General features: G+C 47.0%; 5 protein-coding genes, 9 tRNA genes and 5 rRNA genes. All 19 read left to right on the top strand.

Annotated elements, in window-relative coordinates; translation table 11 throughout:
* Positions 1-1,460: ribosomal RNA gene (locus tag LCD32_RS05480) — 23S ribosomal RNA — on the top strand; the annotation flags it as partial.
* A 61-nt stretch (positions 1,461-1,521) separates the two neighbouring features.
* Positions 1,522-1,637 (top strand): 5S ribosomal RNA (rrf, locus tag LCD32_RS05475).
* A gap of 755 nt (positions 1,638-2,392) precedes the next feature.
* Positions 2,393-2,468, top strand: a tRNA-Val gene (locus LCD32_RS05470).
* A gap of 33 nt (positions 2,469-2,501) precedes the next feature.
* Positions 2,502-2,577, top strand: a tRNA-Thr gene (locus LCD32_RS05465).
* Between the two features lie 37 nt (positions 2,578-2,614).
* A tRNA-Lys gene (locus LCD32_RS05460) sits at positions 2,615-2,690 on the top strand.
* Between the two features lie 7 nt (positions 2,691-2,697).
* Positions 2,698-2,780, top strand: a tRNA-Leu gene (locus LCD32_RS05455).
* 30 nt (positions 2,781-2,810) lie between these two features.
* A tRNA-Gly gene (locus LCD32_RS05450) sits at positions 2,811-2,882 on the top strand.
* Positions 2,883-2,894: 12 nt separating this feature from the next.
* Positions 2,895-2,980 (top strand) — tRNA-Leu (locus LCD32_RS05445).
* An 11-nt stretch (positions 2,981-2,991) separates the two neighbouring features.
* Positions 2,992-3,068, top strand: a tRNA-Arg gene (locus LCD32_RS05440).
* A 7-nt stretch (positions 3,069-3,075) separates the two neighbouring features.
* A tRNA-Pro gene (locus tag LCD32_RS05435) sits at positions 3,076-3,152 on the top strand.
* Between the two features lie 8 nt (positions 3,153-3,160).
* Positions 3,161-3,236 (top strand) — tRNA-Ala (locus LCD32_RS05430).
* 127 nt (positions 3,237-3,363) lie between these two features.
* A 16S ribosomal RNA gene (locus LCD32_RS05425) occupies positions 3,364-4,912 on the top strand.
* 182 nt (positions 4,913-5,094) lie between these two features.
* Positions 5,095-8,025 (top strand): 23S ribosomal RNA (locus LCD32_RS05420).
* A gap of 61 nt (positions 8,026-8,086) precedes the next feature.
* A 5S ribosomal RNA gene (gene rrf, locus LCD32_RS05415) occupies positions 8,087-8,202 on the top strand.
* A gap of 177 nt (positions 8,203-8,379) precedes the next feature.
* Positions 8,380-8,844, top strand: a complete 465-nt coding sequence (locus LCD32_RS05410; protein ID WP_035391577.1) for a CtsR family transcriptional regulator — start codon at positions 8,380-8,382, stop codon at positions 8,842-8,844.
* 14 nt (positions 8,845-8,858) lie between these two features.
* Positions 8,859-9,416: a UvrB/UvrC motif-containing protein gene (locus LCD32_RS05405; RefSeq protein WP_007496258.1), complete on the top strand. Its 558-nt coding sequence runs from the start codon at positions 8,859-8,861 to the stop codon at positions 9,414-9,416.
* A gap of 4 nt (positions 9,417-9,420) precedes the next feature.
* Entirely contained in the window at positions 9,421-10,512 is a 1,092-nt protein-coding gene (locus LCD32_RS05400) for a protein arginine kinase (RefSeq protein WP_008345444.1), read from the top strand.
* Positions 10,509-12,944: an ATP-dependent protease ATP-binding subunit ClpC gene (gene clpC / locus LCD32_RS05395; protein WP_007496263.1), complete on the top strand. Its 2,436-nt coding sequence runs from the start codon at positions 10,509-10,511 to the stop codon at positions 12,942-12,944. Before LCD32_RS05400 ends, clpC begins: the two co-directional genes overlap by 4 nt.
* 93 nt (positions 12,945-13,037) lie before the next feature.
* Complete coding sequence (gene radA / locus LCD32_RS05390) at positions 13,038-14,417, top strand: DNA repair protein RadA (RefSeq protein ID WP_017359160.1); 1,380 nt, start codon at positions 13,038-13,040, stop codon at positions 14,415-14,417.
* Position 14,418 lies beyond the last annotated feature (1 nt).

Raw genomic sequence — 14,418 nt, 5'->3', positions numbered from 1 at the left:
GGACGCAGGAGGATAGGGTAAGCGCGGTATTGGATATCCGCGTCCAAGCAGTTAGGCTGGGAAATAGGCAAATCCGTTTCCCGTGAAGGCTGAGCTGTGATGGCGAGCGAAATTTAGTAGCGAAGTTCCTGATTCCACACTGCCAAGAAAAGCCTCTAGCGAGGTGAGAGGTGCCCGTACCGCAAACCGACACAGGTAGGCGAGGAGAGAATCCTAAGGTGATCGAGAGAACTCTCGTTAAGGAACTCGGCAAAATGACCCCGTAACTTCGGGAGAAGGGGTGCTTCTTAGGGTGTTAAAGCCCCGAGAAGCCGCAGTGAATAGGCCCAGGCGACTGTTTAGCAAAAACACAGGTCTCTGCGAAGCCGTAAGGCGAAGTATAGGGGCTGACGCCTGCCCGGTGCTGGAAGGTTAAGAGGAGCGCTTAGCGTAAGCGAAGGTGCGAATTGAAGCCCCAGTAAACGGCGGCCGTAACTATAACGGTCCTAAGGTAGCGAAATTCCTTGTCGGGTAAGTTCCGACCCGCACGAAAGGCGCAACGATCTGGGCACTGTCTCAACGAGAGACTCGGTGAAATTATAGTACCTGTGAAGATGCAGGTTACCCGCGACAGGACGGAAAGACCCCGTGGAGCTTTACTGCAGCCTGATATTGAATGTTGGTACAGCTTGTACAGGATAGGTAGGAGCCTTGGAAACCGGAGCGCTAGCTTCGGTGGAGGCATCGGTGGGATACTACCCTGGCTGTATTGACCTTCTAACCCGCTGCCCTTATCGGGCAGGGAGACAGTGTCAGGTGGGCAGTTTGACTGGGGCGGTCGCCTCCTAAAATGTAACGGAGGCGCCCAAAGGTTCCCTCAGAATGGTTGGAAATCATTCGCAGAGTGTAAAGGCACAAGGGAGCTTGACTGCGAGACCTACAAGTCGAGCAGGGACGAAAGTCGGGCTTAGTGATCCGGTGGTTCCGCATGGAAGGGCCATCGCTCAACGGATAAAAGCTACCCCGGGGATAACAGGCTTATCTCCCCCAAGAGTCCACATCGACGGGGAGGTTTGGCACCTCGATGTCGGCTCATCGCATCCTGGGGCTGTAGTCGGTCCCAAGGGTTGGGCTGTTCGCCCATTAAAGCGGTACGCGAGCTGGGTTCAGAACGTCGTGAGACAGTTCGGTCCCTATCCGTCGCGGGCGCAGGAAATTTGAGAGGAGCTGTCCTTAGTACGAGAGGACCGGGATGGACGCACCGCTGGTGTACCAGTTGTTCTGCCAAGGGCATCGCTGGGTAGCTATGTGCGGACGGGATAAGTGCTGAAAGCATCTAAGCATGAAGCCCCCCTCAAGATGAGATTTCCCATTCCGCAAGGAAGTAAGATCCCTGAAAGATGATCAGGTTGATAGGTCTGAGGTGGAAGCGTGGTGACACGTGGAGCTGACAGATACTAATAGATCGAGGACTTAACCTATATTCTAATGTGAAAAATGAACGTTGTTATCTAGTTTTGAGAGAACATTCTCTCCATCAGGTTTGGTGGCGATAGCGAAGAGGTCACACCCGTTCCCATACCGAACACGGAAGTTAAGCTCTTCAGCGCCGATGGTAGTTGGGGGTTTCCCCCTGTGAGAGTAGGACGCCGCCAAGCTTTTCAAAGGATCAGTTCCAGTCGGAACTGGTCTTTTTTGTGTTTTAATAAATGATATATCTATTTATATTGAAAATAGTGGTCTTTCACTACATTCTCAATAACTCATTGATTTCATCCCCTTCACTGGAATTCTAGACATTCTATAAAATTCTTATCATTCAATCTCGTCGCTCGCTCATCTTGCTAAGAGTCAACATCAAAAGAGTAAACATGTCTAAAAAGGATCTTCTCCTCTGGCAACCATATGTAGCGAACTGCGCTTGCTGCTAGATCATTGAAACCTACATAAGAGAGCAAAGGGCATCTTGGTTTTCTAATGAGAGAGAGGAAGAAGATTTGAGTTAAGCAACAAAATAATTGATGATGCAAGGGAACATTATCAATTGAATATAAAGCAAATATACAAAATGGTTTCTCGGAAAAATAAAATAATAAAAAAATTCGTTTCTATATGCACGTTATCTGAGGATTTAAGGAATAAAACAAACATTTTTCAGCTTTAAAAGAGCTGTTTTTACTTTGAGAAAGCGCTATTAATACCCTTTTTAACAAAAAAACATAAAAAAATGAAAAAAAGGCTTTTAAAATGAAGAGACAAGTGGTAAACTTCTTTAGGTGCCTTAACGAAAAGATGTGAAAAAACAGCTTTAAAATAAATTCAAAAATTATTTTAAAAAAGTCTTTACAAACAATATCTTATCGTTATATAATACTATTTGTCAGATCGAGAGACATTCGAAACGACACAATATGGAGGATTAGCTCAGCTGGGAGAGCATCTGCCTTACAAGCAGAGGGTCGGCGGTTCGAGCCCGTCATCCTCCACCATATTTATTCTTACATAATGTTAGGATAGATAAAGCCGGTGTAGCTCAACTGGTAGAGCAACTGACTTGTAATCAGTAGGTTGGGGGTTCAAGTCCTCTTGCCGGCACCACTTTCATATGGTAAGATAGACAAGTCGCTTTAAAAGCGAGCCATTAGCTCAGTTGGTAGAGCATCTGACTTTTAATCAGAGGGTCGAAGGTTCGAGTCCTTCATGGCTCACCATTTTCATGCGGGTGTGGCGGAATTGGCAGACGCGCTAGACTTAGGATCTAGTGTCTTTATGACGTGGGGGTTCAAGTCCCTTCACCCGCATTGCCAAACAACATAAAGAAATCCTGTAATGCGGAAGTAGTTCAGTGGTAGAACACCACCTTGCCAAGGTGGGGGTCGCGGGTTCGAATCCCGTCTTCCGCTTATACCATCCACGCCGGGGTGGTGGAATTGGCAGACACACAGGACTTAAAATCCTGCGGTAGGTGACTACCGTGCCGGTTCAAGTCCGGCCCTCGGCATTATAAAATAAGCGCCCGTAGCTCAATTGGATAGAGCGTTTGACTACGGATCAAAAGGTTAGGGGTTCGACTCCTCTCGGGCGCGCCATTAAGATCGGGAAGTAGCTCAGCTTGGTAGAGCACTTGGTTTGGGACCAAGGGGTCGCAGGTTCGAATCCTGTCTTCCCGACCATCTTTTATGGGGCCTTAGCTCAGCTGGGAGAGCGCCTGCCTTGCACGCAGGAGGTCAGCGGTTCGATCCCGCTAGGCTCCACCAATATGATCTTTGAAAACTAAACAAGACAAAACGTACCTGTTAATTCGAGTTTTTATAAAAAAATCCTATGATACATCATAGGTAGTCAGTCAAACGCTGACGAAAAACAAAACTTCGGTTTTGTACTTTTTCGGAGAGTTTGATCCTGGCTCAGGACGAACGCTGGCGGCGTGCCTAATACATGCAAGTCGAGCGGACAGAAGGGAGCTTGCTCCCGGATGTTAGCGGCGGACGGGTGAGTAACACGTGGGTAACCTGCCTGTAAGACTGGGATAACTCCGGGAAACCGGAGCTAATACCGGATAGTTCCTTGAACCGCATGGTTCAAGGATGAAAGACGGTTTCGGCTGTCACTTACAGATGGACCCGCGGCGCATTAGCTAGTTGGTGAGGTAACGGCTCACCAAGGCGACGATGCGTAGCCGACCTGAGAGGGTGATCGGCCACACTGGGACTGAGACACGGCCCAGACTCCTACGGGAGGCAGCAGTAGGGAATCTTCCGCAATGGACGAAAGTCTGACGGAGCAACGCCGCGTGAGTGATGAAGGTTTTCGGATCGTAAAGCTCTGTTGTTAGGGAAGAACAAGTGCAAGAGTAACTGCTTGCACCTTGACGGTACCTAACCAGAAAGCCACGGCTAACTACGTGCCAGCAGCCGCGGTAATACGTAGGTGGCAAGCGTTGTCCGGAATTATTGGGCGTAAAGGGCTCGCAGGCGGTTTCTTAAGTCTGATGTGAAAGCCCCCGGCTCAACCGGGGAGGGTCATTGGAAACTGGGAAACTTGAGTGCAGAAGAGGAGAGTGGAATTCCACGTGTAGCGGTGAAATGCGTAGAGATGTGGAGGAACACCAGTGGCGAAGGCGACTCTCTGGTCTGTAACTGACGCTGAGGAGCGAAAGCGTGGGGAGCGAACAGGATTAGATACCCTGGTAGTCCACGCCGTAAACGATGAGTGCTAAGTGTTAGGGGGTTTCCGCCCCTTAGTGCTGCAGCTAACGCATTAAGCACTCCGCCTGGGGAGTACGGTCGCAAGACTGAAACTCAAAGGAATTGACGGGGGCCCGCACAAGCGGTGGAGCATGTGGTTTAATTCGAAGCAACGCGAAGAACCTTACCAGGTCTTGACATCCTCTGACAACCCTAGAGATAGGGCTTTCCCTTCGGGGACAGAGTGACAGGTGGTGCATGGTTGTCGTCAGCTCGTGTCGTGAGATGTTGGGTTAAGTCCCGCAACGAGCGCAACCCTTGATCTTAGTTGCCAGCATTCAGTTGGGCACTCTAAGGTGACTGCCGGTGACAAACCGGAGGAAGGTGGGGATGACGTCAAATCATCATGCCCCTTATGACCTGGGCTACACACGTGCTACAATGGACAGAACAAAGGGCTGCGAGACCGCAAGGTTTAGCCAATCCCACAAATCTGTTCTCAGTTCGGATCGCAGTCTGCAACTCGACTGCGTGAAGCTGGAATCGCTAGTAATCGCGGATCAGCATGCCGCGGTGAATACGTTCCCGGGCCTTGTACACACCGCCCGTCACACCACGAGAGTTTGCAACACCCGAAGTCGGTGAGGTAACCTTTATGGAGCCAGCCGCCGAAGGTGGGGCAGATGATTGGGGTGAAGTCGTAACAAGGTAGCCGTATCGGAAGGTGCGGCTGGATCACCTCCTTTCTAAGGATATATGGAGCAGCGTACGTTTTTCGTCTTGTTTAGTTTTGAAGGATCATTCCTTCAAACATGTCTCTAGCGAGACAGGATTGTTCTTTGAAAACTAGATAACAATAAGTAATACATTCACATTGAATGCAATGCAAAGTTCATCACACATAGTGATTCTTTCTAAAGTAAGAAATGGTTAAGTTAGAAAGGGCGCACGGTGGATGCCTTGGCACTAGGAGCCGATGAAGGACGGGACGAACACCGATATGCTTCGGGGAGCTGTAAGCAAGCTTTGATCCGGAGATTTCCGAATGGGGAAACCCACTGCTCGTAATGGAGTAGTATCCATACTTGAATACATAGAGTATGAGAAGGCATACCCGGGGAACTGAAACATCTAAGTACCCGGAGGAAGAGAAAGCAAATGCGATTCCCTGAGTAGCGGCGAGCGAAACGGGAACAGCCCAAACCAAGAGGCTTGCCTCTTGGGGTTGTAGGACACTCTATACGGAGTTACAAAGGAACGATATAAGCGAAGAGGTCTGGAAAGGCCCGCCAAAGAAGGTAACAGCCCTGTAACTGAAATGTTGTTCTCTCCAGAGTGGATCCTGAGTACGGCGGAACACGTGAAATTCCGTCGGAATCCGGGAGGACCATCTCCCAAGGCTAAATACTCCCTAGTGACCGATAGTGAACCAGTACCGTGAGGGAAAGGTGAAAAGCACCCCGGAAGGGGAGTGAAATAGATCCTGAAACCGTGTGCCTACAAGTAGTCAGAGCCCGTTAACGGGTGATGGCGTGCCTTTTGTAGAATGAACCGGCGAGTTACGATCCCGTGCAAGGTTAAGCAGAAGATGCGGAGCCGCAGCGAAAGCGAGTCTGAATAGGGCGCATGAGTACGTGGTCGTAGACCCGAAACCAGGTGATCTACCCATGTCCAGGGTGAAGTTCAGGTAACACTGAATGGAGGCCCGAACCCACGCACGTTGAAAAGTGCGGGGATGAGGTGTGGGTAGGGGTGAAATGCCAATCGAACCTGGAGATAGCTGGTTCTCTCCGAAATAGCTTTAGGGCTAGCCTCAAGGTAAGAGTCTCGGAGGTAGAGCACTGATTGGACTAGGGGCCCCTACCGGGTTACCGAATTCAGTCAAACTCCGAATGCCGATGACTTATCCTTGGGAGTCAGACTGCGAGTGATAAGATCCGTAGTCGAAAGGGAAACAGCCCAGACCGCCAGCTAAGGTCCCAAAGTATACGTTAAGTGGAAAAGGATGTGGAGTTGCTTAGACAACCAGGATGTTGGCTTAGAAGCAGCCACCATTTAAAGAGTGCGTAATAGCTCACTGGTCGAGTGACTCTGCGCCGAAAATGTACCGGGGCTAAACGTATCACCGAAGCTGCGGACTGTTCTTACGAACAGTGGTAGGAGAGCGTTCTAAGTGCAGTGAAGTCAGACCGGAAGGACTGGTGGAGCGCTTAGAAGTGAGAATGCCGGTATGAGTAGCGAAAGACGGGTGAGAATCCCGTCCACCGAATGCCTAAGGTTTCCTGAGGAAGGCTCGTCCGCTCAGGGTTAGTCGGGACCTAAGCCGAGGCCGAAAGGCGTAGGCGATGGACAACAGGTTGATATTCCTGTACCACCTCCTCACCATTTGAGCAATGGGGGGACGCAGGAGGATAGGGTAAGCGCGGTATTGGATATCCGCGTCCAAGCAGTTAGGCTGGGAAATAGGCAAATCCGTTTCCCGTGAAGGCTGAGCTGTGATGGCGAGCGAAATTTAGTAGCGAAGTTCCTGATTCCACACTGCCAAGAAAAGCCTCTAGCGAGGTGAGAGGTGCCCGTACCGCAAACCGACACAGGTAGGCGAGGAGAGAATCCTAAGGTGATCGAGAGAACTCTCGTTAAGGAACTCGGCAAAATGACCCCGTAACTTCGGGAGAAGGGGTGCTTCTTAGGGTGTTAAAGCCCCGAGAAGCCGCAGTGAATAGGCCCAGGCGACTGTTTAGCAAAAACACAGGTCTCTGCGAAGCCGTAAGGCGAAGTATAGGGGCTGACGCCTGCCCGGTGCTGGAAGGTTAAGAGGAGCGCTTAGCGTAAGCGAAGGTGCGAATTGAAGCCCCAGTAAACGGCGGCCGTAACTATAACGGTCCTAAGGTAGCGAAATTCCTTGTCGGGTAAGTTCCGACCCGCACGAAAGGCGCAACGATCTGGGCACTGTCTCAACGAGAGACTCGGTGAAATTATAGTACCTGTGAAGATGCAGGTTACCCGCGACAGGACGGAAAGACCCCGTGGAGCTTTACTGCAGCCTGATATTGAATGTTGGTACAGCTTGTACAGGATAGGTAGGAGCCTTGGAAACCGGAGCGCTAGCTTCGGTGGAGGCATCGGTGGGATACTACCCTGGCTGTATTGACCTTCTAACCCGCTGCCCTTATCGGGCAGGGAGACAGTGTCAGGTGGGCAGTTTGACTGGGGCGGTCGCCTCCTAAAATGTAACGGAGGCGCCCAAAGGTTCCCTCAGAATGGTTGGAAATCATTCGCAGAGTGTAAAGGCACAAGGGAGCTTGACTGCGAGACCTACAAGTCGAGCAGGGACGAAAGTCGGGCTTAGTGATCCGGTGGTTCCGCATGGAAGGGCCATCGCTCAACGGATAAAAGCTACCCCGGGGATAACAGGCTTATCTCCCCCAAGAGTCCACATCGACGGGGAGGTTTGGCACCTCGATGTCGGCTCATCGCATCCTGGGGCTGTAGTCGGTCCCAAGGGTTGGGCTGTTCGCCCATTAAAGCGGTACGCGAGCTGGGTTCAGAACGTCGTGAGACAGTTCGGTCCCTATCCGTCGCGGGCGCAGGAAATTTGAGAGGAGCTGTCCTTAGTACGAGAGGACCGGGATGGACGCACCGCTGGTGTACCAGTTGTTCTGCCAAGGGCATCGCTGGGTAGCTATGTGCGGACGGGATAAGTGCTGAAAGCATCTAAGCATGAAGCCCCCCTCAAGATGAGATTTCCCATTCCGCAAGGAAGTAAGATCCCTGAAAGATGATCAGGTTGATAGGTCTGAGGTGGAAGCGTGGTGACACGTGGAGCTGACAGATACTAATAGATCGAGGACTTAACCTATATTCTAATGTGAAAAATGAACGTTGTTATCTAGTTTTGAGAGAACATTCTCTCCATCAGGTTTGGTGGCGATAGCGAAGAGGTCACACCCGTTCCCATACCGAACACGGAAGTTAAGCTCTTCAGCGCCGATGGTAGTTGGGGGTTTCCCCCTGTGAGAGTAGGACGCCGCCAAGCTTTTCAAAGGATCAGTTCCAATCGGAACTGGTCTTTTTTGTGTTTTTGGGAGGTTTGGCACCAGATAAATGTGGAAATAATATTGTTAGTTGAGCGATTATCTTGAAAAATCGATCGAAAAAATTTATAGTAAGATTAAAGTCAAATATAGTCAAAGTCAATGGAGGAGGAGGCGGAGTGGCACAAAATATTTCTGATATCATCGAGCAGTATTTGAAGGAAGTCTTGGATCAGAATGGTCGAGAAATATTAGAAATTAAACGCAATGAAATTGCAGATAAGTTTCAATGCGTACCTTCACAAATTAACTATGTTATCAATACACGCTTTACGAGCGAAAGAGGTTATATCGTCGAAAGTAAGCGTGGCGGCGGTGGCTATATCCGTATCATTAAAGTCAAAATAAATGATGAAGTCGATTTATTGAACAACATTATTTCCCAAATATATCATCGTTTATCACAGGCTGCATCTGATCATATCATCATGCGTCTTGTTGAGAACAACATTTTATCCGAAAGAGAAGCAAAGATGATGATTAGTGTCATGGACCGTTCTGTTTTACACATTGATTTACCTGAACGAGATGAACTGCGGGCTCGGATGATGAAAGCGATGTTAAATGCTTTGAAATTAAAGTAAAGCGGGTGAAAAGATTGATTTGTCAAGAATGCAATGAGAGACCAGCCACTTTTCACTTTACGAAAGTAATAAATGGAGAAAAACAAGAAATGCACATATGTGAACAATGTGCAAAAGAAAACAGTGATTCATATGCTATGAGTGGAAACCAAGGTTTCTCGATTCACAACTTATTATCAGGCTTATTGAATATTGATCCTAGCTTTACCACAAGTGCGAATAAAGGATCATCTATTTTTCAAGAGGCAAGAGAAGTGGATCAATGTCCTAAGTGTGGCTTAACTTTTCAGCAATTCAGGAAAACAGGCCGTTTTGGCTGTGCAGAATGTTATCGAACCTTTGATCAGTATTTAAATCCTGTTTTAAGGAAAGTCCATAGTGGAAATACAGTCCATAATGGAAAAGTCCCTAAACGGATTGCCGGCAGTCTGCATGTTCGCCGGAAACTTGAGTTAATGCAGCAAGAACTGAAGCAGCTGATTGAACAGGAAGAGTTTGAAAAAGCAGCGGAAGTTCGAGATCAAATTCGTGCGTTAGAGCATGAGCAATCTCAGCAGAGGGAGGGAGATTAACGACATGTCGCTCCAGCATTTTATTCAAGACGCATTAAGTCAATGGATGAAACAGAAAGGACCAGAAAGTGACATTGTTCTAAGCAGTCGTATTCGGCTGGCACGCAATCTAGAGCATGTTCGTTTCCCAACTCAGTTTTCTCAAGAGGAGGCTGAAGCTGTTCTTCAGCAATTCGAGCAAAAGTTTGCGAGCCAGGAAGTGAAGGACATTGGAAACTTTGTTCTGATTCGAATGAATGACACGCAGCCTTTGGCTAAAAGGGTACTTGTTGAAAAGCATTTGATTAGCCCCAATTTAGCAGAATCAAGATTTGGCGGCTGTTTGCTTTCAGAAAATGAAGAAATCAGTGTCATGCTGAATGAGGAAGACCATATTCGTATTCAATGCTTGTTCCCAGGATTTCAGCTGGCTAATGCACTAAAAGCAGCTAACCAAATAGATGACTGGATTGAAGAGCAAGTGGATTATGCGTTTTCTGAAAAGCGAGGATACTTAACGAGCTGTCCGACCAATGTAGGTACAGGTATTAGGGCTTCAGTCATGATGCACTTACCAGCATTAGCCCTGACAAGACAAATGAATCGCATTATTCCTGCAATTAATCAATTAGGTCTTGTGGTCAGAGGAATTTATGGTGAGGGTAGCGAAGCAATAGGAAACATCTTTCAAATTTCAAATCAAATGACACTGGGTCAATCAGAAGAAGATATTGTAGATGACTTGAATAGTGTGACGGCGCAGCTCATTGAACAAGAGCGATCTGCACGTAAGGCATTATATCAGACGTCTAAAATTGAACTTGAAGACAGAGTGTACCGTTCCTTGGGGATTTTGGCTAATTGTCGCATGATTGAATCTAAGGAAACGGCTAAGTGTTTGTCAGATGTGCGACTTGGAATTGATTTAGGTATCATTAAGGGGCTTTCAAGTAATATACTGAATGAACTCATGATTTTGACACAGCCTGGCTTCCTTCAGCAATATTCAGGAGGAGCCTTGGAACCAAATGAAAGAGATATAAAACGAGCAGCAATTATCAGAGAAAGGCTGCGCTTAGAAATGCATAGGAATGGACAGGAGGATGAAACGATATGATGTTTGGAAGATTCACTGAAAGAGCTCAAAAGGTATTAGCACTTGCACAAGAAGAAGCCATTCGCCTAGGCCATAAGAACATCGGAACAGAGCATATTTTACTTGGTCTTGTACGTGAAGGTGAGGGCATCGCCGCAAAAGCATTAGAAGCACTGGGCCTTGTTTCAGATAAAATCCAAAAAGAAGTCGAGAGCTTGATTGGAAGAGGGCAAGAGGTGTCTCAAGCTATTCCTCATTACACACCTAGAGCGAAGAAGGTTACGGAGCTTTCTATGGATGAAGCGAGAAAGCTTGGTCATTCCTATGTAGGGACAGAACATATTCTTTTAGGTCTTATTCGTGAGGGAGAGGGTGTAGCTGCCCGTGTCTTAAATAACCTCGGAGTGAGCTTAAATAAAGCACGCCAGCAAGTATTGCAGCTTCTAGGCAGCAATGAAACGGGTGCATCTGCGGCAGGATCTAATAGCAATGCCAATACACCAACTTTAGATAGCTTGGCAAGAGACTTAACGGCTATTGCGAAAGAGGACAGCTTGGACCCTGTGATTGGCCGTAGCAAAGAAATCCAGCGTGTCATTGAGGTATTAAGTAGAAGAACAAAGAATAACCCTGTGCTGATTGGAGAGCCTGGTGTTGGTAAAACAGCGATCGCAGAAGGCCTCGCACAGCAAATTATTCACAACGAAGTGCCTGAGATTCTGCGTGATAAACGAGTCATGACACTTGATATGGGAACCGTTGTAGCGGGAACGAAATATCGTGGTGAATTCGAGGATCGTTTGAAAAAAGTCATGGACGAAATCCGTCAGGCTGGAAATATCATTCTCTTCATTGATGAACTTCATACACTGATTGGTGCAGGTGGAGCAGAGGGTGCGATTGATGCCTCTAATATTCTAAAACCATCTTTAGCACGTGGTGAGCTTCAATGTATCGGGGCAACAACGTTAGATGAGTACCGTAAATATATTGAAAAGGATGCAGCACTTGAACGTCGATTCCAGCCAATTCAAGTGGATCAGCCGTCTGTTGATGAAAGTATTCAAATTTTAAGAGGGCTTAGAGACCGTTATGAAGCACATCACCGTGTGTCTATTACAGATGAAGCCATTGAGGCGGCGGTAAAGCTTTCTGATCGTTATATCTCTGATCGTTTCCTTCCAGATAAGGCGATCGACTTAATTGATGAGGCGGGTTCAAAAGTTCGTTTACGTTCTTTCACAACACCGCCTAACCTAAAGGAACTTGAGCAAAAGCTGGATGAAGTACGCAAGGAAAAGGATGCAGCTGTTCAAAGTCAAGAATTTGAAAAAGCCGCTTCTCTTCGTGATACGGAGCAACGTTTGCGCGAAAAGGTAGAAGTGACGAAGAAATCTTGGAAAGAAAAGCAGGGACAAGAGAATTCAGAGGTTTCTGTTGATGATATCGCAATGGTTGTTTCTAGCTGGACGGGTGTACCTGTTTCGAAAATTGCCCAAACAGAAACAGATAAGCTCCTGAACATGGAACAATTGCTCCACTCTCGCGTCATTGGACAGGATGAAGCAGTTGTTGCTGTTGCAAAAGCTGTAAGACGTGCCCGTGCTGGACTAAAAGATCCGAAACGTCCGATTGGCTCCTTTATTTTCTTAGGGCCAACAGGTGTTGGTAAGACTGAGCTTGCAAGAGCACTCGCTGAGTCTATCTTCGGTGATGAAGAAGCGATGATTCGTATTGATATGTCCGAGTACATGGAAAAACACTCGACTTCAAGACTTGTTGGATCACCTCCAGGCTATGTGGGTTATGATGAGGGCGGCCAGCTGACTGAAAAAGTGAGAAGAAAGCCGTATTCTGTCGTGCTTCTAGATGAGATTGAAAAGGCGCACCCTGATGTGTTTAACATCTTACTTCAAGTGCTAGAAGATGGTCGTCTCACTGATTCTAAAGGTCGTACTGTTGACTTTAGAAATACGATTTTGATTATGACTTCAAACGTTGGAGCTAGTGAGCTGAAGCGCAATAAATATGTTGGCTTTAACGTGCAGGATGAAAGTCAAAATTACAAAGATATGAAAGGCAAAGTAATGGGTGAGTTGAAACGTGCGTTTAGACCGGAGTTCATCAACCGTATTGATGAAATCATTGTCTTCCACTCACTCGAAAAGAAACATCTAAAAGAGATTGTGTCTCTCATGTCTGATCAATTGACAAAACGACTAAAAGAGCAGGACCTTTCAATTGAATTGACGGAAGCAGCAAAAGCCAAGATTGCCGACGAAGGCGTAGATCTTGAGTATGGTGCTCGTCCGCTAAGAAGAGCGATTCAAAAGCACGTCGAGGATCGACTTTCTGAGGAATTGCTGAAAGGCAATATTGAGAAGGGCCAACATATCGTATTAGATGTAGAAGATGGAGAAATTGTCGTAAAAGCAACGGCTGCTACGAACTAATATAGTAAGAAAAAAGTGTGAGGCATACCAGTAAGTTGGATGCCTCCCTTTACTTATTTTCTGACCAGTATAAGGAGTTGTATTCTTCAATCTATGGCTAAGTCAAAATCAAAATTTATATGCCAATCGTGCGGTTATGAGTCAGCCAAATGGATGGGGAAATGTCCTGGCTGCGGCACTTGGAACAGTATGACAGAAGAGGTTGTTCGTAAAGAGCCGGCAAATCGTCGAAGTGCGTTTAATCATTCTGTTCAAACCATTCAAAAACCTTCACCTATATCTGCAATTGAAACATCCGAAGAACCCCGAATTAAAACGAATTTAGAAGAATTTAACCGAGTATTAGGAAGTGGAATTGTCAAAGGTTCACTCGTTCTTATTGGCGGTGATCCTGGGATTGGGAAGTCCACACTATTATTACAAGTTTCAGCACAGCTATCAGATCAAAATCAGAATGTGTTATACATATCTGGTGAGGAATCAATCAAACAAACGAAGCTTAGGGCGGACCGTCTCGGTATTGAAAGTGCCTCTTTACATGTTTTGGCTGAAACCGATATGGAGTATATAACGTCTGCTATACAAGAGATGAAACCCGCTTTTGTTGTGGTCGATTCAATTCAAACCGTTTATCAAAGCGATATCACGTCAGCTCCTGGATCTGTTTCTCAGGTGAGGGAATGCACTGCGCAGCTGATGAAAATTGCCAAGACGAATGGTATTCCTATTTTTATTGTTGGTCATGTGACGAAGGAAGGCTCGATTGCTGGGCCGCGCCTTTTAGAGCATATGGTGGATACAGTTCTTTATTTTGAAGGGGAGCGCCATCATACGTTTCGTATTTTACGGGCAGTGAAAAACCGTTTTGGTTCAACGAATGAATTAGGGATTTTTGAAATGAGAGAGGAAGGGCTCACAGAGGTATTAAACCCATCAGAAATCTTCTTAGAAGAGCGGTCAGCAGGTGTATCTGGATCGTGTGTTGTTGCCTCAATGGAAGGAACAAGACCTGTTCTAGTGGAGATACAAGCACTTATTTCACCGACGAGTTTTGGGAATCCACGGAGAATGGCTACTGGCCTTGATCATAACCGAGTGTCATTGCTTATGGCCGTTTTAGAAAAACGGGTAGGGCTGCTGCTGCAAAACCAAGATGCCTATTTAAAGGTCGCAGGTGGTGTGAAACTTGACGAACCAGCGATTGATTTGGCTATTGCCGTCAGTATTGCATCAAGCTTTAAAGATGCAGCGCCGCATCAAGCAGATTGCTTTATAGGAGAAGTGGGTCTGACGGGAGAAGTCAGAAGAGTATCAAGAATTGAACAGCGTGTGCAGGAAGCTGCTAAACTAGGATTTAAGAGAATGTTTATTCCTCAGGCGAATATAGATGGATGGAAAAAACCGAGAGGGATTGAATTAGTCGGTGTAGAAAATGTAGCAGAGGCACTTCGTATTTCACTAGGGGGATCATAGA

Source organism: Bacillus sp. RSS_NA_20, from assembly GCF_020165915.1.
GTDB lineage: Bacteria > Bacillota > Bacilli > Bacillales > Bacillaceae > Bacillus > Bacillus altitudinis.
This window is presented reverse-complemented; position numbering and strand designations above follow the sequence as displayed.